Origin of the sequence: Croceivirga sp. JEA036 (assembly GCF_011882165.1) — a bacterium.
GTDB lineage: Bacteria > Bacteroidota > Bacteroidia > Flavobacteriales > Flavobacteriaceae > Croceivirga.
Genome location: NZ_JAATON010000003.1, coordinates 517,070 through 539,250, shown reverse-complemented (window position 1 = coordinate 539,250; position 22,181 = coordinate 517,070). Strand labels below are relative to the sequence as shown.

Sequence of the window (22,181 nt, the reverse complement as noted above, 5' to 3'; positions counted from 1 at the left end):
GAATCACCAATAGAAAGGCCGACCTCAAAAACTACGAACGGCCCGCACCCTAAGTTTTTGATACTTTGGTGAGCCCAAAAAAGAACCAACATGCCAACAGCCTTCGGGATCCCTTGGGTCATAAGGCTCCCAACATTGGTCTACCCAACCAAAAACTTCAATCGCAATTTTGTTGGAATTATTAAGGGTAGCATCCTGACTGGAGGTCCAATAATATACCGAGTGATCAAGAATATAGTCCTTAGGGCGGTTCATTTTTTGAATTTCCATAAAGCTTGGCAAATACCAGTCATCGTAAACAACACCTTCATATTCTATACTGTATGCATCACATAGTCGAGCTGCAATATTCACTTCTTGACATGCCTCTAGTATCGCGTGTGTATTTTGTAAGCCCGCACCAATGGCCTCATTTTCGGCTCCGGAAATGTCTATACAGTCGTCAAAAGGGTATTCGTCTGGGCAGCAACCCCAAGGTACCTCAAACTCGCCTTCACTGGTTGAAAGGTCTTCAAAAGAAGCGATCAAACCATGGGTCTCACCGGGAACATAGCCCAAATCGCCCTCCTGTAAAAAATAGAATAGGATGCCTCCTTGGTATTCTTGGTAGAGCTCCAGTCCATCATTCACTTTATCTTTGCTGCATGAATTTAAAATTAAGACAAAGGCCATAAGCCCTATAAAATGTTTGCTTGACATATGGTCGTTTTTTGTAAGTAGTAGAGTTAAAACTGTATCTTTTCCTTTACCAAAGAACGTAAAACAATCATATTTCTTTTCCAAAGGTTCTATTAATTCGAGAGGCTCGCTATACTTTTTTCAGAGAATTTAAAACTCGCCAATAGGATAACAATAAATAAAAAAGAGGTCTGATACATAAAAGACGTGGTTAATCCCATACCAATAAAGTATAAAATTATTAATATTTTAAACCTTTTGTTAGTGTTCGTTTTATTAACAAAAAAGAAAAGTAGTACCAATGGAACAATCATAAAAAGCCCGTACTTGATAAAAAGGGTCATAAAAAGGTTGTCCATATAGATATTATTGTTCTCTATATTCTCGCGATATGCGAACCAAGGTATGAAAATGGTTTCACCGATACCTTTTCCAAAAATATAGTGGTACCATTCAAAATTGGCGAGCTTTTGAAAGAAAGGAGAAAAGCGCTTGTCTCCAAGCTGTTCTGCCAAAAGGTTAAAATCAAGTAGAGTTAAAAAGCGCTCTTTTAAAGTTTTACTAAAATTGAAAATACCAATGACTAAAAAAACAAATCCCATTAAAAAGAAAAAAATTCTTTTTATTAATAAGTTGATATTGTTTGCTGACAATATCATGTTCACTACAAATAGTAAGGCAAGGACAACGAATGATGTCCTGTTACCCGTAAAAAAAATTGGAACCAGAACAAAAACGAGCTCTAATTTAGAAAATTTCTTTTTAGACGCTATAGAACCCACAAAATAGAGGAGTACAAAAGAAGTACTGATTGAAGCATACCTAATTTCAGACCTGAGGTAAAATGGATCATTAGACACAATGCCAATAATATTCGTCGTCTTAAAAAGAACAAACCAAAATAAGGAAGCATAAAAGTTATACTTGAGAATTTTGTAGGCCAGTTTACCATTCCAAGCCAGTTGATGGTCTTTGAGTAGAACCAAAAAAACAAAGCCCACAGTCAGAAAAAAAATAGGTTTTATGTCCTTTAGTACATCTATAGCAGTAATATCCGAGCTATTAAATAAAATACCATATAGCAGATATCCTCCTAGAAAAATAGCCGCACTCAATGTTACCATGATTAGCGGTTTGGAAATTTTTTTGTTCACAATAGTTTCTTCCACAAAGAAAAATAAAGGCATTAAAATAAAAGCATAGTACACATTGATTTGGAATCGCGTGTGTAAAGCTACCAATGAAGATGTTAAAGGCAATAATGCCATCAACTTTAAAAAGGGATATATATCTCTTCTATTCCAAAAATTATATCCTACCACAAGAAAGGAGAAAAAAAGAAAGGAGAAAAGAAAGAAAAGAAACAACAATCCCATTTGCCAAATTTTAAAACTTCAAGCGTAAGATTGCCCAAAGATACTCCTTAAACGAACCGCCTACTATATTGTATACTAGTATACGCCATCCTGGGTAAAAAAACAACAGTGACGATAAGACCAAAGCCCAGGCTACTCCATCCACTCCGAAAATAGAGCCTAAATAGATAAAAATAGGAATCACCATAACCATACCCAGATTCCAATAAAATTCAAGTTTAGTCCTCCCTGTAGCTATGACCAAACTGCCTATAGGGTTTCCTATAGCCCTGAATATCATATATATACTCAAAATACGAACAATACTCACAATGGAATCAAACCCTGGGCCATAAAGGATTTTTATTATAAATGGCGTAAATATTATGGTCACCACATAAACCACTATGTTTACTTTTGCCACCATACCTATTAAGCGCAAGTAATTGGTGCGCAGCTCAACTATATTATTCTGTAACAACGACAATGTCGGTGATGCTACTTTGGTAATAATGGGGTTGAGAATTTGGGCAGGTCTAAAAACAAGCTGTTTAGCCAAACTGTATCCCCCTAGGACATCTTGGGAAAAAAATTTGCCAATAATCAAAATATCGAGGTCTCTATTAAAATAATTAGCTACTTGGCCACCAACCTGATATATTCCGATATTAAGAAAGGGTTTGGTATCACTAAATTTGTAATGGAGTAATAACCCATATTTTTTAAGCCCTAATATAAAATACATTATGTTCTGTAGAATATACTGTAGCAAAACAGAATACACCAAAGCCAACACCCTATAATTATTAACCGCAAGATAGATGGCAAAAACCAGTGATATTATAGCCGAAATAATTTCAAATACGGTTACTTCCTTAAACCTCATGTGCTTCGCCTCTATGGTTTTAAAAATTCTACCTATTGCGGATATTATTAAATTCAAACCCAAAATAGGAATCAAGAAATTCAATTCTGGCTCCTTATAAAAAGAAGTAACCAATGGGGTGATGGTACAAAGCAAAACGTACAGAACAATGCTAAATCCTAGATTGAACCAATATAGGCTGGCGTACTCCTTCTTTGAGATATCTTGTTTATGCAGTATTGCCGAGGTGAGCCCCATATCATTAAAAAGATTCATAAATCCCATGACAAAGGTTACTAATGCCATTAATCCGAAATCCGATTTTTCTAAAAACCGGGCAAGTATCGATAGTTTTAATAAAGCTACCGCTGCGATAGTTATTGTACCTATCGAGTTCCATTTTGCCCCTGAAATGATATCACGTTTTATCTTGCTCATCCAAAATTGAAAGTATCTGTTGCTTAATTCTACTTTTGACTGTACTATATTTATACAGCTGTTGACATAAGGAGATATTTCTCAACATTTCTTTCTCAGTAAGAGGATTCATTGCGTCTTCGCCTCCAAAATCTTTTTGGACAGAAAACACCAAAAACCCTTCCCTTTTAAGACATGAGTAAATAGTATTCTCATCCCTAAGAAATACCTTGCAACCCGCCGCTATTGCCATCATTATGGTATTGAAGGCTTGTTGTCTTTTGTGGTTCATTATTAAAATGGAACAGCCATTAATGATAGAATTATATTCATCAAGATGTAAAAATTCAGTTAATGGAACCATTTTATCCTTAAAAAGGCGTCTTCCTTCTGATATAACAACCCTCTTATATTCCTCATCCCCATAGCTTAAGGGAACATAGACTTTCCGTTGAGAGATGTCTTTACCTCTAATCAATTCAAATGTGTCTATATGATTATTAGTTTCCGAACTTGAGTTTCCAATTAAGATATTGTTCCTTTTTAATACAATTCTATCTTCAAAATTTTGCTCGGAGAAACTAAAGTAAGTAAACCAACCTTTACTTGTGCCATTGGGGATGTAAGACTCTAAAAGATCAATATCCTCAGAAATATTGGTAAGCACATAATCTATCTTATTGGTCAGAATCTTCTTAAATAGATGCCATTCATAATTTTTTTTAATCTTAGACAGTACTCTCTTTCGAAGAAGTTTTAAAAGAGGAAGGTTACTATTATATGCTTTTTGTGTTAAAGGAAGTATGTTATTTATTCTCGGGTTTAAACCATATATTTCCGCTCCCCATAGATACCAAACGTTTTTTGTGTTATTTGGGATAAGGGAGTATAAATTTAGTTTATAGCTTTTATAAAGGTTATGAAAAAAAATGATATCTGCCCTTTCAGCGTATTCTTGAAACACCCTTTTATATCTAGAACTCCCAGTTTCAACATAAAACATATTATCTAGCTGAATCCTTTCGTGGAAGATTTCACTCTTTTTGTTATTTACCCCTATGAGATAAACGTTATCTTTTGGTAGAATATCATTAAATATTTGAATAGCTTTTTTTAAAAACTTTTCCTCATCAAGAATATGGAGTATCATTCATAATATTTTTTGATCATTCCTGTTATCAAGCGTACTTTATGTTCTTCTAGTTCGTAAAAAAATGGTAGTCTAATTAAGCAATCAGAATAATATTCTGCCTTCGGCAAAAAATCAGTACCTCCTTGATTGTTCAAGTAATAGTCGCTTTTATGAAGTGAAAGATAATGAAACACAGCATGAATACCATTGTTTTTTAAAAAGCTTATTAGTTTATCCCTTTCTTCAAGATTATTAACAAGTAAATAAAACATATGAGCATTATTAGTAGCATAATCTGGAATAAAAGGCAACTTTAACTTCCCTTCTTGTTGTAGAAATTTAAGCTCTTCGTAATACAAATTCCATATTCCTTTACGTCTATTCTGAATTTCGGTAAGATTTTCTAATTGAGCATGTAAAAAAGCGGCAATAAGCTCTGAAGGTAAAAATGATGAGCCTGTGTCTACCCATCCATACTTATCTATCTCTCCTTTAAAAAAGGCAGAACGATTAGTGCCCTTTTCCCAAATTATTTCTGACCTATCCATAAAGTTTTGATCATTAATTACAAGTAAGCCTCCCTCTCCTGAAATAATATTTTTTGTCTCGTGGAAAGAAAATGTTGCTAAGTGACCAATCCCCCCTAACGGCTTATTCTTATAAAATGAATCAACAGCTTGTGCAGCATCTTCTACTACCGAAACTCCATACTGATTTGCAATATTCATTATAACATCCATATCACAAGCCACACCTGCATAATGTACAACAACTATTGCCTTTGTCTTATGTGTAATAAGCTGTTCTATTTTATTCTCATCTATTCCTGGATGATTTTCCTTGCTATCCGCAAATACAATACGTGCTCCTTGTCTAACGAATGCTAGAGCAGAAGATACAAATGTATATGAAGGCACTATAACTTCATCTCCGGGGGAGATGTTCAATAGAATAGCCGCCATCTCTAGAGCATCTGTGCAGGATGTAGTTAGAAGAGCCTTCTTAAAATTATATTTCTCCTCAAAGAAAGATTGACATTTTTTTGTAAAAACCCCATTTCCTGAAAGCTTGCCTAAAGCTACTGCCTCTTTAATGTATTCAGTCTCTTTACCAACTAGAAATGGTTTATTAAATGGTATCATATGTTCCAATAATGATATATATGTGAGACTTTTTGAATTCTAAATCCATTTTTTTTATACAACTTCATAGCAGGAGAATTTGCCATCTGAGTAGCTACTTGAATTTTTGTTAGCCCTCTTTTCTTCGAAATTTGAATGGACTTGTTAATTAGTTTATTACCAATTCCTTTACCCCTCGCAGAATTATGTACGGCAATAAGATTTATATCTGATAAATAATTTTCTTTCTCTTCCAAAGTGATAAACCCATGAATTAGATTGTTATCTAAATATACATAGCACACATGTTTATCCTTTTCCAATGATTTTTTTATCCATTCTTCATACAATTTTTCGTACTCTTTATTTTCAAAATTTTTATCTAACTTAAACCTTGAATAAACACCACTTTCCAAAACCAATTCTAGTAGAGCTGTAAAGTTTTCAGCAGTATGTTTATATGGAACGATTAATTGTAAGTCATCTTTTGTGGATATACAATCATTTAAATCTCTACTCAGAACTACCTTTCTATCTACTAAATACGTTTCCAATTCAGAAATGGGTGTTTCGGAAAAAATGTAAATTAACCTATAATTACTTTCCAAAGCATAACCTTTCAAAAATTGAAAATCAAAAGTTTGTTCCCAACTCAACTTTCCAATTTCATAGCCAAAGAATTCACTATCCCATTCGAGCCTTTCAATTTGCATTGGATTAAAGTTTTATAATATATTCTCCATATGCACTTTTTTTCAACTTAGTACCCAAAACATTTAATTGAGACTTAGAAATAAAACCCATTCTATATGAAATCTCTTCAATACAGCCTATTTTAAGGCCCGTTCGCTTTTCAACCGCTTTCACAAATTCGGTAGCCTCTGTCAATGCTTCATGGGTCCCAGTATCCAACCATGCGAATCCTCGACTCAATATTTGCATACTTAAATTACCTTGTTCGAGATAGGTTTGGTTGATTGTAGTTATTTCCAATTCTCCCCTTGCTGATGGCTTCACCTGTTTTGCAATACTGACAACCGAATTTGGATAAAAATAAAGCCCGACTACGGCAAAATTTGATTTTGGTTTTTCTGGTTTCTCTTCTATGGAAATAACTTTTTTATCCTCATCAAATTCTGCAACACCATATCTTTCAGGATCGCTCACATAATTACCGAAAATTACAGCTTCCCCTTTTTCCTTTACCCTATTCACTGCATCAAACAATAATTTTTGTAACCCTCCGCCATAAAAGATATTATCTCCCAGAACTAAGCACACATCGTCATCGCCAATAAATTTCTGACCAATAATAAAAGCTTGGGCCAAACCGTCAGGCGAAGGTTGTTCGGCGTAAGAGATAGAAAGGCCAATGTTCGAACCATCTTCTAATAGCCGCTTAAAATTGGGTAAATCATGAGGAGTAGATATGATAAGAATCTCTTTAATACCCGAAAGCATCAACACCGATAACGGATAATAAATCATAGGTTTATCATATACCGGCAACAATTGTTTAGATACTACCTGAGTCAAGGGGTGTAAACGTGTTCCTGAACCTCCAGCCAAAATTATTCCTTTCATATCCTATGATTTTAAAAAGTGGTATTCAATTGTACTGCTTTGTATAATAATTTTGATAATCGCCGGAAGTAACGCTTTTGAGCCATACCTCATTGCTCAAATACCACTCAATGGTTTTGGTCAGCCCTTCTTCAAAGGTTACTGAGGGTTTCCACCCTAGGTCTTGATTTATTTTAGAGGCATCAATAGCATACCTCAAATCATGACCGGGACGATCTTTTACAAAAGTTATCAATTTTTCCGAAGTTCCACTGATTCTTTGTAATTTCTTATCCATGATACGGCATAACAATTTGACCAAATCAATATTCTTCCATTCGTTAAAGCCACCAATGTTATACGTCTCACTGTTTTTTCCCTCATGAAACAACAAATCTATGGAAGAAGCATGATCCTTGACATAGAGCCAATCTCTGGTGTAATTACCGTCGCCATACACGGGCAATGGTTTGTTGTTGATGATATTGTTGATAAACAAAGGTATTAGCTTCTCAGGGAATTGATTCGGGCCATAGTTGTTGGAACAATTACTGATAATATAGGGGAGACCATAGGTCTCTCCGTATGCCCTTACAAAATGATCGGAACTTGCTTTGGACGCAGAATATGGAGAATTAGGATTGTACGGTGTATTTTCAGTAAAAAGACCAGATTCTCCCAACGTACCATAGACCTCATCGGTACTTACATGATAAAACCTTTTCCCTTCCCATTTACCGTTCCACGTTCGCTTGGCTTCATTCAAAAGGTTAATGGTCCCTAAAATATTGGTTTTGGCGAAGGCCATGGGGTCATTGATTGAACGGTCTACATGACTTTCCGCGGCCAAATGTACAACCGCATCAAAGGAATACTGACCAAACAATTTAGCCATTAGAATGCTGTCCGTTATATTTCCCTTTACAAATGTGTAATTTGGCGCGCTTTCTATATCCTTTAGGTTCTCCAAATTACCTGCATATGTTAGTGCATCCAAATTTACGATATCATAACTGGGATATTTGTTTACAATAAGTCTCGTAACATGAGACCCAATGAAACCTGCACCGCCAGTTATCAGCATTTTTTTAATCATCTTAACCTTTTAACTCGTTTATTCTGAAATTAACCTTTTCAAAACTCAACCTGCATCAAAAAAAATCAATCAATCCTTTCTGAAGATATATAGAAAATAATTGTAACATTTCCTTTTTGATTTTAATAGATAAACTCCATTATCTTCTATGACTTTAATTTCTCATTCCGTAAAACCCCACAAAAATCTAGGACAACCGTATTTTCACTTAGCTCCAAACCTTGAAACTCTTTGTGTGCCACCAAAAAAACTACGATATCCGATTTTTCTGCCGCTTCTTGATATCCGGTTATTTTAAAAACAGAGTGCTCGGTAATGTTGGGTTCCACAATAAAATATTCCTCATTGTTAGCGTTTTGCAGTACTTTCTGTACAATATATTTAGCCGGAGACTCTCGCAAATCATCTATATTAGGTTTAAAAGCCAAGCCCATGAGCGCAATACTAGGTTTCCGCCCATATTGAAGTTCAAATTGTAATTTGGCCGTCTGCACCTTTTCTGCACACCAAAAAGATTTATAATTATTAATTTCTCTAGCAGAACCTATAATCTTAGATTCCATTGGATAGTTTGCCACGATAAAATAAGGATCTACCGCAATGCAGTGACCACCCACTCCACAACCTGGTTGTAAAATTTTCACACGGGGGTGTTTATTTGCCAGTTTTATCAATTCCCATACATCAATATCGGCCTTATCACAAATAAGGGAAAGTTCATTGGCAAAAGCAATTTGGACATCTCTAGAAGAATTTTCTACCAGTTTACACATTTCGGCTGTGCGTGCATTTGTTTTATGCAAATCTCCTTTTATAAATTTACTGTAAAACTCAACGGCCTTTTCGGTAGATTTTGTATTAATACCCCCTATAACACGATCGTTATGTACAAGTTCATACATAACATTACCAGGCAAAACTCGCTCTGGGCAATAAGCAATGAAAATTTTATCCTTTAATTCTGGACGTTCAGAATAAATCAGATTCATCATTTTTTCTGTAGTACCTACAGGAGAAGTAGACTCTATAATGAACAAATCCCCCTCTTTTAATAATGGAATCACAGATTTTGTAGCTGATTCTACAAATGAAATATCCGGCTCATTTTTATCTTTAAAGGGAGTAGGAACAACAACAAGATAATTATTTGCTTCTACAGGTTTTATATCTGCTACTAAATAACCATCCGTGACTGCGTTAGCCACAGCAGTATCTAATTCTGGTTCTACAATGTGAATTTTACCAGAACTAATAATATCTACTACACTTTTATTGATATCTACTCCATGCACCTTTATTTTATTTTGTGCTATTAGGGCTGCTGTTGGTAATCCAATATACCCTAAACCTATCATTACTACTTCTGAGCTTTTCATTATGTTGTTATATAATTTTTGCACTTGACTTTATTATATGTTCCACTATTCTATTGCAGGCATTCCCGTCTCCATAGGGATTGTGAAGTTTACTCATTTTAGAATAATCGGTCTCGTTTTGTAATAGTCTATTGGTCTCTGAAACTATTTTTAGCCTATCTGTGCCAACTAATAGAACAGTGCCCGCCTCAACCGCTTCTGGTCTTTCTGTAGTGTCTCTCATAACCAATACTGGCTTACCAAGACTTGGAGCCTCTTCTTGAACACCACCACTATCAGTAATTATAAGATAGGATTTCTCCATTAACCATACAAATGCAGGGTAACTCAATGGCGAAATCAAATGGATATTGTTCACATCAGAAAGAAGTTTGTACACGGGTCCTTGAACATTGGGATTTAAATGAACAGGGTAAATAATTTGACAATCTTTATTTGCGATGGCTATTTCTTTTAAGGCTTCACAAATATTAATAAATCCTTGGCCATGATTCTCACGACGATGACCTGTAACCAAAATTACCTTTCGATTAAAGTCCAATATTTTTTCTACCTGCTGTATTTCTTCACTAAAAAAATCTGCTTCTTTAACTTTGCTAACGCTAAAAAATAAGGCATCAATTACTGTATTACCGGTAACTATTATTGTGTTTTCATTTTTATTCTCTAATCTTAGATTGTTCCGCGATGTAGTCGTAGGGGCAAAATGAAAATCAGCTATTACTCCGGTTACTGAGCGATTCATTTCCTCGGGAAATGGGGATTGCATATTAAATGTTCTTAATCCAGCCTCTATATGACAAACTTTTGCTTTAGAATAAAATGAAGCAATACTTGCGGCCATTGTAGTAGTGGTATCACCATGAACATAAACATAATCCGGATTAAAATCTTCTAATATTGACTTTAATGAAAGTATTATATCTGCCGTAAGGCTATAAAGATTTTGATTGGGTTTCATTAAATTCAAATCAAAATCAGGTATAATTTCAAAGAAATCTAGCACTTGATCTAGCATTTCCCTATGTTGTGCTGTTATACAAACCTTAGTTTCAAAGTTATTGTTATTTGCTTCAAATGCTTTAACTAGAGGTGCCATTTTGATTGCCTCCGGCCTTGTTCCGAACACAATTAAATTCTTAATCATTACTCAATCGGTGTTTAGATAAATACTCGTTTAGCTGTAAAACAACTAATAAAATAAAAGTGATAAAAAATAAGGTAATTGGTAAAACAAATTTATAACTCTTCCAAAAACCTTTTACTTTGACTCCACGATTAGGAAAATCACTAATAACGTTAAGTATAGAAGATTTATTGGCTCTTTCTTGGTTTAAGGCAACAAGATTACGCTTTAAGATTTCTCGTTCCTTTACTAACGCCAATTCTTTGTTTTGAGATTGTCCGTTTTCTGCCAAATTGATATTGGTTCCTTGCATGGGTTTTTCCGCTTCTTTCACCAATATTGTTTTATACAATTGCTGCAAACTATCTACTTCACTCAATTGCTGTGTTATAATAGAATCTTGCAATTTTATATTAATGTCATTAATCTGCTTTTGTAATTTAAAATAGTCATTAGCAGAAATTGACTTTACAATAGAAGACTGTGCTTTTTTTGCTACGCTATTGTCCGTACTTATCAGTGAAATTTGATGAAAACGAGCATCTAATGAATTAAAATTTTGTAGATAAGACTCAAAATCTATTGCTTTAATTGTTGAAGTATCTAATTCCTTAACAAACTCATCGAACAACTTTATTTTTTGATTTTCGTCAGAATAAGAATCAACAAAAATCTCTTGTATGGAGGCCGCTTCTGGAATTGTAATCTTTAATGCCTCTGCAAGTGCCACAGAGTCTTCTGCCTTTGCTAAATCATTATAGAATTCAATGTTATTATAAAGCTGCTGAACACTATTAAAATTGGGCTCTACAACCATTTTAGAAATAAACTTCTCTGTTTTATTCTTATCTAAAAAATACCCAACAACAGCCCCAACTACCAGTGAAGCAATTAGAATTATAAAGTTTTTTTGTAAAAAAAGTAATAGGAGAATAATGAAATTAAAAATACCCTTGAAAATATTCCCAATGAAATCAAAGAACTTTTGAAAAGCGCGACCAATTAATTGAAACAATTGACCTAAATCAATCTCATCATTACTTGTATTTTTTTGATGTTCTGACATTATTATTTAAAAGGTTAGTTAGCTTAATTTTAATTACAAAGATAATTGGATTTTATACTCTCACGCATTTCGACAGAAAAATGCTACTTTTTAGCTTATTTTAAATGATGTTGAAGGTAGTTTCATATCCTTCTCAGAAAGGATTAAATCTTTTTCTTCTATATGCCAATCAATGGCTAAATCAGGGTGATTGTAAACCATTCCACGCTCAGCTTCCTTATGATAGAATTCGTCCACTTTATACCTAAACTCTGCTTCATCACTTAAAACCGCAAAACCATGTGCCATGCCCTTAGGAACAAACAGCATTTTTCTATTAACATCCGAAAGTTCAATACTAACATGTTTTAGATAGGTGCTATTTTCTTTCCTCAAGTCAACCACCACATCTTGCACTCTTCCTTTGCTTACAGAAACTAATTTAGCTTGAGCAAAAGGGGCCTCCTGATAGTGTAAGCCTCTTACCACACCATATTTTGAAACCGAAACATTGTCTTGAACAAAGTTTACTTGATAACCAAGTGCCTCTTCTAGCTTTTTTTTGTTGAAAGCCTCATAAAAACAACCTCTTTCGTCTTCAAAAACTGAAGGTTCAATTATAAAACATCCTTTAAGTTCAGTTTCCGTAATCTTCATTAAATCAATTTTAAAAGATTAGAACCATATCCACTTTTAATCAGTGGTTGTGCTAGTATTTCTAATTGTTTGGCAGATATAAACCCCATAGTGTACGCTGTAGCTTCAATGGAACCAATATTTAAACCTTGCCGCTCTTCTACTACCTCTACAAATTGTGAGGCTTGCATTAAAGACTTAAACGTTCCCGTATCTAGCCAAGCGGTGCCACTATCTAAAATACTTACGCTCAACTTATCTTGTTCTAGGTAAACCCTATTAACATCTGTTATTTCTAGCTCTCCCCTTTTACTAGGCTTAATATTTTTAGCAATTTCTACAACTTTATTATCATAGAAATAGATTCCAGGTACCGCATAATCTGATTTAGGATTATCTGGCTTTTCTTCTATACTAATTGCCTTGCCATTTTTGTTAAATTCTACAACCCCATAGCGTTGTGGATTACTTACTTGATAGGCATATATAATTCCACCTTCTGGATTGTTGTTAGAATTTAACAATTCAGCCAATCCTGAACCATAAAAAATGTTATCTCCCAGTATTAATGCAACCTTGTGGTTTCCGATAAATTTTTCACCAATTATAAAGGCTTCTGCTAATCCATTTGGCTCATTTTGTATAGCATACTCAAATCTACAGCCATAATCAGACCCATCTCCTAGTAGCTTTTTAAATAAGGGTGAATCTTGTGGAGTTGATATTATTAGAATCTCTCTTATCCCTGCAGACATTAAAGTAGAAAGCGGATAATATATCATGGGTTTGTTATAGATAGGCATCAATTGCTTACTCACTGTAAGGGTAAGTGGGTGCAATCTGCTTCCTGTACCGCCTGCTAAAACTATCCCCTTCATTTCTATTTATCTATTTTCGTATAACTCTGTATAATATTCCCGGTAAGCACCAGAAGTTACATTAGCCAGCCAAGTTTTGTTGGCTAAATACCAGTCTATAGTTTCTTCTAACCCGAGATTAAATGTAGCTTTTGGAATCCAACCCAATTCATATTTCAATTTATTGGCATCAATCGCATACCTATGATCATGGCCCGGCCTATCTTTTACAAAAGCGATTAGCTTTTCTGAGCTGCCTTCTGGTCTACCTAGTTTCTTGTCCATAAGCTCACAAAGCGATTTTATCAATTGAAGATTGGTCAGCTCATTATTTCCGCCAATAAGGTAAGTCTCTTGAGTTTTACCTTTGTGAAAAATAGTATCAATGGCAGAAACATGATCTAGTACGTATAGCCAATCCCTGACATTGGCCCCGTCTCCATAAACTGGTAATGTCTTGTTCTCTAAAATATTATTGATAAACAGCGGTATCAGCTTTTCTGGAAATTGATTTGGGCCGTAATTATTGGAACAGTTAGAAATAAGGAATGGCAAACCGTAAGTTTCTCCATAAGCCCTCACAAAATGGTCAGAACTTGCCTTACTAGCAGAATACGGTGAATTTGGTTTATATGGGGATTCTTCCGTGAAATATCCGTTTATTCCTAAACTACCATACACCTCATCCGTGCTCACATGATAAAACAAGTGTTCATCTAAATTTTTCCAAATATTCAAGGCAGCTTGCATCAGGTTAATAGTACCTGTGACATTGGTTGCTACAAACGCAAGTGGATTACTTATAGAACGGTCTACATGGCTTTCTGCTGCTAAGTGGATTACCCTGTCAAACTTATACTCCTGAAATAAGGAAATAATTTGATTATTATCTCTAATATCTGTTTTTAGAAATGTGTAATTTAAACTGGATTCTATGTCTTTAAGATTCTCTAAATTACCAGCATAGGTTAAGGCATCCAAATTATAAATATGATATTTTGGATAGGTTTTCACAAAATGACGCACCACATGCGAACCTATAAAGCCTGCTCCTCCCGTAATTAGAATTTTCATTTAAAACCAATCAGTATAAATTATATAAAAATTTGCTCTAATATTTTATAGGTAATCAGATATGTAGGTTTTACTCCCGTTGTTCCTAGACCACCAGATGCCAACGTACTACCTGTTTCCAAAGGATTATCTGATGCGTAATATGCATATCTTACCTTAACATTTTTGCTCACACTTTTTCTTACCCTTGAAGCTGATTGTATGGCTTTTTGATAATGAACGCCTTCCATTTCTAAGCCAATAACATTCCAAGTAGACTCATAGAAAAACTTTAAAATGTCTTTGTTCTGCAATGATGTTCCCAAAACGGTAACCATGGTTCCTTCTAATACTTTAAGTCCATGGCCTTCAAAATCCTTGGCGCACAGTTCGTTCTCAAAAGGATAGTTATCTGCAGTACCTTCAAAAATGTGTGCAGAAGGTATCATCAAATCGCCCTTACCGCCCTCTAGAATTCCTGCTTTACCCATAATGGAAACGGAATCTACGTTCAGAAAAATTTTGTCATCTCCTTTTTCCAAAGGTTTCAACAACTCGTCAATTGTTTCGTAAGCCTGCTCGCCAAACGCATAATCCATCACAAAAATAACCGGCTTTTCATCTTCAGGAATACTGTTGTCTACCTTGTAGCAACAAGCAGCATCATTAAATTTTGCCGTGTCAAATAACTGTACAGAAATGTTAGCTCCAGAAGTATCCTCTATAGGTATCATACCATTGGCAATAGCCACCTTTTCTACTTTATTCCGTAGCTCTTTATTTTCAGATAAACTCAAAGCCTGGTAAATCTCTAAATCATCTTTACCTTCAAACTCTACTCCAAGCACTTTTCTCGCAAACAGCGAATTCATTACACTGTGCATGTTAGCGCTTATAATATGTAAAGGCCTGCCCAGTAAATTATATTTTTCTAGCGTTTCTTTTATAGTGGTAGCCCATCGTTCTCCATGAATATGGTGACCCAATCGTTCTCTTAAGAGCGGACTAAAAGTGATTGTTCTTTTGTTGCCTGTGGCCACTTCTTCTATTGCCAACTTGCCCAACCAGTAAATAAACTCTAGAAAACGGTCTGGCATAGCGTCGGTAGCAAACTTCTTTTGTATCGCTACCACCTCTGCATACGTTCTACTTAGAATATTGGCTACATGTATGTAGGCAACTTCGCGCTCTTCTTCCGTACGTTCGGTTTGCTTAACAAATTCTTCTAGCTTTTGCCAATCCCGAATGGTAGTATTATCCTCCTCTATCCATACACGCTCACATATTTTATCTGCCTCAATAAACAAAAAGGTTAAGTGCGTTAAAATATCATAGATGTCTGAGCGACCACGCGTAATTTCAATATTCATCTGCTCATCGTCTATACGATAGCAGTTTCTTCTTCTTTTTGGTGGAATTATAGGCTGTAAGTGCGATTTTGAGATGCCTTCATCTGACGTTAAATTGATATACCTACATTGTTCTATGCCCATTGGTAAGCGTTCTAAAACATAAATAAGTCCATTTAACTCACCTCTATCTTCTGCAACCGAACCGTAAATTTCTGGTCGTAGTACCAACAATGCGTTACGCAATGCATTGCCAGAAACACCAGAAGGTTTGTAAAAGCCTCTATTTAACAAATGCCGCATGGTAACGTACAAACGCTCTATGGCGTTGGTAGATTCTTGCGCACGTGTAGTTTCCTTAATTGCCGTCATATTCAGTATTTCGGTGTAAAAATACGGGAAATCTTCTTACTTTATTTTAAATGCAGTTAAGGCTTCTGCTAATTTTCTGTCATTAGATAGACGTTGTATTTTATTTTGACCACCCAATTTTCCTATGGATTGCATATAAGATTTGAATCCATCTTTTTGCACTTTAGTTAGTTGCAAACGTTTTAAAACCTTGCCTTCTATTAGATCAAAATAGTAGCTGTTTTGTTTTTGGAGCGATGTGTCTAAGGTTTGTATAAACAATTCCATATCTGATGGTTCTTTCTGAAATTCTACAAACCATTCATGATAAGGCAATCCACTTTCTGGTGTGGTTTGGGGGGCAACGGTAAATTCATTCACCTGGGCATCCGTGGCCACAGTGGCATCTTTCATTGCTTGTTCTACTTCTTTTGCAATAACATGTTCTCCAAAGGCAGAAATAAAATGCTTAATTCTGCCCGATACAATAATTTTATAGGGGTCCTTAGAAATAAACTGAACGGTATCTCCTATGTTGTATCCCCATAATCCAGCATTTGTAGAAATTATCATGGCATAATTTACGTGCAATTCTACGTCCTTTAGGGTGATACGTTTTGCATCAGCATCAAAAAATTCGTCTGCCTTTACAAACTCGTAAAAAATACCGGCATCCGTAAGTAAGAGCATTCCTTTTTCGGTCTGGGAATTCTGATAGGCAAAAAAACCTTCACTAGCCGGAAACAATTCTATAGCGTCTACCTTACGACCTATTAAACTTTCAAATTTGGCACGATATGGTTCATAATTCACTCCACCGTAAATAAACAACTGAAAGTTTTTAAATAAATCTCCAACCTTCTTTTTGTGTTTTTCTTGTAATTTTTCAAAATACATCTGCACCCAAGATGGTATGCCCGCTATTACCGTCATGTTTTCATTTTCGGTTTCGGTCACTATGGCATTTACTTTGGTTTCCCAATCTTCAATACAATTGGTTTCCCAGCTAGGCAATCTGTTTTTTTGTAAATAGTTAGGTACGTAGTGTGCAGAAATACCGGATAACCTGCCCAACTTTATGCCGTTTTTCTCTTCCATTTCTGGACTACCCTGCAGAAAAATCATTCGCCCGTCCACAAAATCGGCATTACCTGTTTCTTGAATGTAATTAAGGATGGCATCGCGAGAAGCGTTTACTTGATTTTTAATAGAAGGTTTGGTAATGGGTATATATTTTGCCCCAGAAGTTGTGCCAGACGTCTTTGCAAAATACAAAGGCTTACCTGGCCAAAGCACATCTTCCTTTCCATTCACCACTTGTTCCACATAGGGTTTTAATTCCTCGTAATCCCGTATAGGAACCCGCGCCACAAAATCTGAATGGTTATTAATAGTGCTAAAACTATGGTCTTTACCAAATACAGTATTTTCGGCAGATTTTAGTAGGTTTTTAAAAACCTTTTCTTGAGCTCCAATAGGATTGTTAATCCATTTACTGTTCTTTTTGGCAATTCTATTGGCAAAAATCTTGGCAGCGAAAGCTTTTAAGGACATATTATTTAAAGTCTATGAAATCTGATGGATTGGTTGGCTTACCATTAAGCCATAGTTCAAAATGTAAATGCGGACCAGTAGATAATTCTCCTGTGTTACCTACTGCTGCTATTACTTCTCCAGCGCGTACAACATCTCCTTGCCCTTTGGACAACGCCCCATTATGTTTATAAACGGAGATGAGATTGTCTTTGTGCTCTAAGATTAGCACATAACCCGTTTCGGACGTCCATTCTGCGAATATTACAGTGCCATCGGCTACCGCTTTAACTGGGGTATCTTGTGGCGCAACAATGTCTACAGCATAATGTTTTTTATCTGCATCGTAATTTCCAGTAATAGGACCTTCTAAAGGCTTAAACAACATCCCTGTTAAATTACTCATGCTGGGTTCAAACAGGTTGTATTTATCTTCTAGCTCTACCTCCTTGCGTAAATCTAAATCTTCTTGTATGGGCTCTAAATTTATGGTAGAAGGGTCCAACTTATATTGTTGAAAAAGAGAATCTCTATTAAACTCATTATTCTCTATTTCTCCACGAAGAACCATACGCACGTTATCCAAATAACGATTGGTATAATTAAGAACGTTAACTAAAGAATCGGTTTTATAGGTTAACTCTGTGGCCTGTCTTTTTAATCGTGTAGAAGAGTAACCCGGAATATATTCCCTTAATGGCGTAAATGCTATTAAAAGTGTTGTTAAACCAATCAGTATAATAATAAAAAATGTACCTGTAACAAAAACATTTAGTCGGTTGAGTTTAAAAGAAATTTTTTCTTCAAAAGTATTCTCGTTTAGAATTACCAAACGATACTTATGCAGTAGTTTCCTTTTTATCTCTTTTCTTTTTTTAGCTTTCTTAGCCATAATAGACAAAGATAGTTTTAGATTTTAATTTACCTATTTTTCCTCAGTATTTATGAATGTTTTAATAGCACTATAAGCAACTGTTATTAAGCAAAAAAGGCATTATAGCTATAATTATTGCTTTTAACAACATGGCGTTACTGTTTTTTGTATTTTTGATATTCATTTAAGATAGAAGGATTATGGTTTTTACTGATATTATTCTAGGAATGTTGGGTCCATGGCAAATAGTTTTAATTGTTCTGGCCATTCTTTTGCTTTTTGGAGGCAAAAAAATTCCGGAGTTAATGCGTGGCCTAGGTAGCGGTATTAAAGAATTTAAAGACGCTTCTAGAGAAGACGAAAAATTAGAAGAAAAAAAAGAGACCGAATAATAAGGTCTCTTTTTTATATACCCATATTGCTACAACCTCTTTAAGTAAAACTTCAGCTTCTTTACAGTTTTACTTCGCTTATTTCTCCTTTCACAACAAAAATTAATTAAACAGTTATTAACAATCTATTTTCGTGGCTAGTGGTTACTTTAAACCAATTAAGGTAACTAACTAATATTCTAAACTTTGGGAAATTTTGTAACCAATACAACAATGAAAAAGCTAGCCATTTTAATTATCTGTTTTATTTCACTTCAATTTTACGGTCAGTCTGTAAGCTTATTAGAGTTTGAAGATGCTGTAGTAGAAGAAGCCATTCTTGAAACTGAAAAAGAAAACGATTCTATAACCAAAACCAAGAAAGTAGCCCGCTCTACTTACAAAGGAGTGAATGATAAGCTAATTAAAAAAGCAGATGATTATTATGACAAGCTTTGGTACTCAGAGGCTGCTAAAGTTTATGACATAGCCATGTCTAAAAAATCTGCTAAATATCCTATGGATGTTTATGTTAGAGCAGGTGATTCTCATTACTTTAATTCTAATATGGAAATGGCTAGCAAATACTATGAGCTTGCTTACAAGGACAACAAAGAAGAGATTGCTAATGACGATTTGTTTAAATATGCGCATAGTTTAAAAGGAATTGGCAGGTACAATAAAGCAAAACGTATTATGCGTTTGTTTAATAAAAGAAATACACTAGTGAGCCCTGTAGAAGGTTTAGCTTCTGCTAAGGAGAAACTATTAGAAGAGCACAGTGTTGCAACAAGTCAACCTTATGAAGTGAATATAAAAAACTTAAATATCAACTCTAAGTATTCAGATTTTTCACCGATGCTTTTAGATGACAACCAATTGGTTTATGCTTCTGCTGTAGATTCGGCATTTTTAAAAACCAGACGGTATAAATGGAATAGTCAGCCGTATTTAGATTTATACGTTGGTGATGTTAATGATGAAAAAAGCAAGGTTTCTAATGTTGAAAAATTTCCAAAAGAAATCAACAGTAAATACCATGAAGCAGCTGTAACCTTTTCACCAGATAAAAACACTATCTACTTTACTAGAAACAATTACGGTAAAAAATTAAAGCGCGACCAATACGGTGTAAATCACCTTAAAATATATACTTCTACTAAAACAGAAGAAGGCTGGACAGAGGCAGTAGAGCTTCCCTTTAATAGTGAAGATTATTCTACTGGTCACCCAGCAATGAGTCCAGATGGTAAACGATTGTATTTTGTATCTGATATGCCTGGCGGATTTGGACAAACAGACGTTTACTATGTAACCGTAGATGAAAATGGAGCTTTCTCTGCTCCGATAAATCTTGGAGAAACTGTAAACTCTAGAAGAAAAGAAATGTTCCCTTTTGTTACGGATAACATGTTGTACTTTTCTTCTAATCGTGCAGACGGTTATGGAGGTTTAGACATTTACCGTTCAGCAATTACAGAAGATAGCTTTGGAGCTTTATTGAATGTGGGAGAACCCGTTAATAGTAATAAAGACGACTTCTCCTTTGTAATAAACGAAGAAGATAAAACAGGCTATTTTGCTTCTAATAGAGCTGGTGGCAAGGGAGATGATGACATTTATGCTTTTACCAACATGGATGTTAAACCTCCTGTAACTATTGAGACTGTAATAGAAGGTATGGTTACGGAACGTATAACAGGAAACCCCTTGCGCAATGCAGTAATTGCATTGTTAGATAAAGACAATAATAAATTAGATGAAATTACTACGGATGATGAAGGTAAATTTGTGTTTGATAACGTACAACGTAAAAGCACCTATACCATTACCAGTAATCTAATAGAGTTTAAAGAAGACTTGCAAAAAGTGGCCACCAACGACAATGAACGCACCACTTTACGTGTAGCATTGAGTAGAAAAGCGGCCCAAGTGGTTTTGGAAGATGGGGTTAAAAAGCTTAAAGTGGAAAACATCAACTTTGGATTTGATAAGTATAACATTAACCAAGAAGCATCTGTAGAATTAGACAAACTATTACGCGCTATGGAACAATATCCAAGCATGGTTATCAAGATAGAATCGCACACGGATAGTAGAGGTAGCCGAGCATATAACCAATATTTATCTGATAAGCGTGCAAAATCTACAAGAGATTACCTAGTTGCCAATGGTGTTGCACCAGAGCGTATAGCTAGTGCTATAGGATATGGTGAAGACCGTTTACTAAATGATTGTGCTGATGGAGTGCCTTGCTCACGTACAACACACTTAGAAAACAGACGTTCAGAATTTATCATAGTAGAAATGTAAAACTAAAAACCCTGCATAAAAAAAGCCTCCATAATTTGGAGGCTTTTTTAATTTATAACAATTGGTTTATTACTTGTCTTCTACATCAAAACGTAAGGTTTTCAATACCGCCTCTAGCTCAAACATGTAGTCTCTTTTTTGCGTATTTGGTGCAAAAGTAAACCCTTCTAAAACAAGCTTTCTATTGTTTTCCTTATCATTAATGATATAAGACAAAAATGGACCTGCCATTGGATATCCATGAATTTCCCAAATACCGCGTACTTCCGCTGCCTTTTTACCCCCTATTTCTGCGGGGTAAACAAATGGAGCGAAGGCTTTCTCCGTCATCATATAAGTTCCTTCATACTCACCAGGAATATTTTCTTTAACTATACTGTCTCTAACCCTAACAATATCTCTAACAAAGGTAGAATCTACGCTAAATATATCTGCAGGTAACGCGTATGCAATAATATTCATGTTTCCTTTAGGTATTTGTCTATCAAACCATACAAAATTAGCTTCTTCTTTTCCTAAGCGATATACCGAAGGTAAAGTCAGGGACACACCAAATGTATTCTCCAAAGCCTTTTCTTTGCTCAAAGAGCGTTTAAAACGCTTCTGTGTTTCTGAAATATCGGTATTTCTAAAAGCAGTTATAGCTTCTTGTGCTATATCTTCTAATCCTTTTAATAATTCTGATTTTTTAGCACCTTTTACCACCGCTAATTTCTGTGGTGTTGCATAAATATCAGTCTTTATATGTGCTTTGGCAGTAGAATCTGCGGCTACAAATAAAACAGAACGTGCATGCAAGGCGGTACCTTTAAAAACTTGAGGCGGTAACTGTGTAAGGGTCAGTATTGGTTGCTCTGGCATGTAAGTTGGGGCTGGAGCTGCGAAAAGTTCTCTAATCTTATCCCCTATTTCGCCCTGCCACAATTCTGTGTCTATAACAACCATTAGGGAGTTAACGCTACCTGTAGAGGGTGGTAAAAAAGATGCTTTTTTTTCGCTCTTTTCATTGCAGGAAAAGGCAGCTAGAAATATAATTCCTAGCATTAATAGTGTTCCGAGTTTTTTCATAT

Annotated in this window: 20 protein-coding genes; 2 read left to right on the top strand and 18 right to left on the bottom strand. The window is 35.2% G+C overall.

Annotated features, from left to right (window positions below):
- Positions 1-24: 24 nt before the first annotated feature.
- From HCO57_RS10795 to HCO57_RS10715, 17 genes are all read right to left on the bottom strand, one after another.
- Positions 25-630, bottom strand: coding sequence for a DUF1566 domain-containing protein (locus tag HCO57_RS10795; protein WP_167989038.1), 606 nt, complete (start codon positions 628-630; stop codon positions 25-27).
- A 161-nt stretch (positions 631-791) separates the two neighbouring features.
- A complete protein-coding gene (locus tag HCO57_RS10790; RefSeq protein ID WP_167989037.1) occupies positions 792-2,054 on the bottom strand; it encodes a DUF6369 family protein in 1,263 nt (420 codons plus the stop codon).
- A 10-nt stretch (positions 2,055-2,064) separates the two neighbouring features.
- Positions 2,065-3,336 (bottom strand): MOP flippase family protein, encoded by a 1,272-nt coding sequence (locus tag HCO57_RS10785; RefSeq protein ID WP_167989036.1) that lies wholly within the window; start codon positions 3,334-3,336, stop codon positions 2,065-2,067.
- Positions 3,317-4,465: a TDP-N-acetylfucosamine:lipid II N-acetylfucosaminyltransferase gene (locus tag HCO57_RS10780; RefSeq protein WP_167989035.1), complete on the bottom strand. Its 1,149-nt coding sequence runs from the start codon at positions 4,463-4,465 to the stop codon at positions 3,317-3,319. Before HCO57_RS10780 ends, HCO57_RS10785 begins: the two co-directional genes overlap by 20 nt.
- Positions 4,462-5,589 carry a dTDP-4-amino-4,6-dideoxygalactose transaminase gene (rffA, locus tag HCO57_RS10775; protein WP_167989034.1) on the bottom strand — a complete coding sequence of 376 codons (1,128 nt, stop codon included), beginning with the start codon at positions 5,587-5,589 and terminating at the stop codon, positions 4,462-4,464. Before rffA ends, HCO57_RS10780 begins: the two co-directional genes overlap by 4 nt.
- Positions 5,586-6,281: a GNAT family N-acetyltransferase gene (locus HCO57_RS10770; RefSeq protein ID WP_167989033.1), complete on the bottom strand. Its 696-nt coding sequence runs from the start codon at positions 6,279-6,281 to the stop codon at positions 5,586-5,588. The genes rffA and HCO57_RS10770 overlap by 4 nt, the downstream gene beginning before the upstream one ends.
- Positions 6,282-6,285: 4 nt before the next feature.
- Entirely contained in the window at positions 6,286-7,152 is an 867-nt protein-coding gene (gene rfbA, locus HCO57_RS10765) for a glucose-1-phosphate thymidylyltransferase RfbA (protein WP_167989032.1), read from the bottom strand.
- Between the two features lie 25 nt (positions 7,153-7,177).
- Complete coding sequence (rfbB, locus tag HCO57_RS10760) at positions 7,178-8,224, bottom strand: dTDP-glucose 4,6-dehydratase (RefSeq protein ID WP_167989115.1); 1,047 nt, start codon at positions 8,222-8,224, stop codon at positions 7,178-7,180.
- A 149-nt stretch (positions 8,225-8,373) separates the two neighbouring features.
- A complete protein-coding gene (wecC, locus tag HCO57_RS10755) occupies positions 8,374-9,603 on the bottom strand; it encodes a UDP-N-acetyl-D-mannosamine dehydrogenase (RefSeq protein WP_167989031.1) in 1,230 nt (409 codons plus the stop codon).
- Between the two features lie 7 nt (positions 9,604-9,610).
- Positions 9,611-10,750, bottom strand: coding sequence for a non-hydrolyzing UDP-N-acetylglucosamine 2-epimerase (wecB, locus tag HCO57_RS10750; RefSeq protein ID WP_167989030.1), 1,140 nt, complete (start codon positions 10,748-10,750; stop codon positions 9,611-9,613).
- Complete coding sequence (locus HCO57_RS10745) at positions 10,743-11,795, bottom strand: hypothetical protein (protein WP_167989029.1); 1,053 nt, start codon at positions 11,793-11,795, stop codon at positions 10,743-10,745. Before HCO57_RS10745 ends, wecB begins: the two co-directional genes overlap by 8 nt.
- Before the next feature lie 90 nt (positions 11,796-11,885).
- Positions 11,886-12,431, bottom strand: a complete 546-nt coding sequence (gene rfbC / locus HCO57_RS10740; RefSeq protein WP_167989028.1) for a dTDP-4-dehydrorhamnose 3,5-epimerase — start codon at positions 12,429-12,431, stop codon at positions 11,886-11,888.
- On the bottom strand, positions 12,431-13,288 hold the full coding sequence (gene rfbA / locus HCO57_RS10735; protein ID WP_167989027.1) for a glucose-1-phosphate thymidylyltransferase RfbA: 858 nt from the start codon (positions 13,286-13,288) through the stop codon (positions 12,431-12,433). Before rfbA (HCO57_RS10735) ends, rfbC begins: the two co-directional genes overlap by 1 nt.
- A gap of 6 nt (positions 13,289-13,294) precedes the next feature.
- The gene (gene rfbB, locus HCO57_RS10730) at positions 13,295-14,341 is read right to left on the bottom strand and encodes a dTDP-glucose 4,6-dehydratase (RefSeq protein ID WP_167989026.1); all 1,047 of its coding nucleotides are present in this window, start codon (positions 14,339-14,341) and stop codon (positions 13,295-13,297) included.
- A gap of 20 nt (positions 14,342-14,361) precedes the next feature.
- Positions 14,362-16,041: a DUF6909 family protein gene (locus HCO57_RS10725; protein WP_167989025.1), complete on the bottom strand. Its 1,680-nt coding sequence runs from the start codon at positions 16,039-16,041 to the stop codon at positions 14,362-14,364.
- A 36-nt stretch (positions 16,042-16,077) separates the two neighbouring features.
- Complete coding sequence (locus HCO57_RS10720) at positions 16,078-17,574, bottom strand: GH3 auxin-responsive promoter family protein (protein WP_167989024.1); 1,497 nt, start codon at positions 17,572-17,574, stop codon at positions 16,078-16,080.
- Position 17,575: 1 nt separating this feature from the next.
- Entirely contained in the window at positions 17,576-18,445 is an 870-nt protein-coding gene (locus tag HCO57_RS10715) for a M23 family metallopeptidase (RefSeq protein WP_136950289.1), read from the bottom strand.
- 182 nt (positions 18,446-18,627) lie between these two features.
- On the opposite strand from HCO57_RS10715, the gene tatA reads away from it, so the two are divergent.
- Both tatA and HCO57_RS16780 read left to right on the top strand, forming a co-directional pair.
- Positions 18,628-18,819 (top strand): twin-arginine translocase TatA/TatE family subunit, encoded by a 192-nt coding sequence (gene tatA, locus HCO57_RS10710; RefSeq protein WP_136950601.1) that lies wholly within the window; start codon positions 18,628-18,630, stop codon positions 18,817-18,819.
- Between the two features lie 213 nt (positions 18,820-19,032).
- Positions 19,033-21,111: an OmpA family protein gene (locus HCO57_RS16780; protein ID WP_167989023.1), complete on the top strand. Its 2,079-nt coding sequence runs from the start codon at positions 19,033-19,035 to the stop codon at positions 21,109-21,111.
- A gap of 69 nt (positions 21,112-21,180) precedes the next feature.
- Here the strand turns inward: HCO57_RS16780 and HCO57_RS10700 are convergent, their stop codons facing one another.
- Entirely contained in the window at positions 21,181-22,179 is a 999-nt protein-coding gene (locus HCO57_RS10700) for a DUF4837 family protein (RefSeq protein WP_167989022.1), read from the bottom strand.
- Positions 22,180-22,181 lie beyond the last annotated feature (2 nt).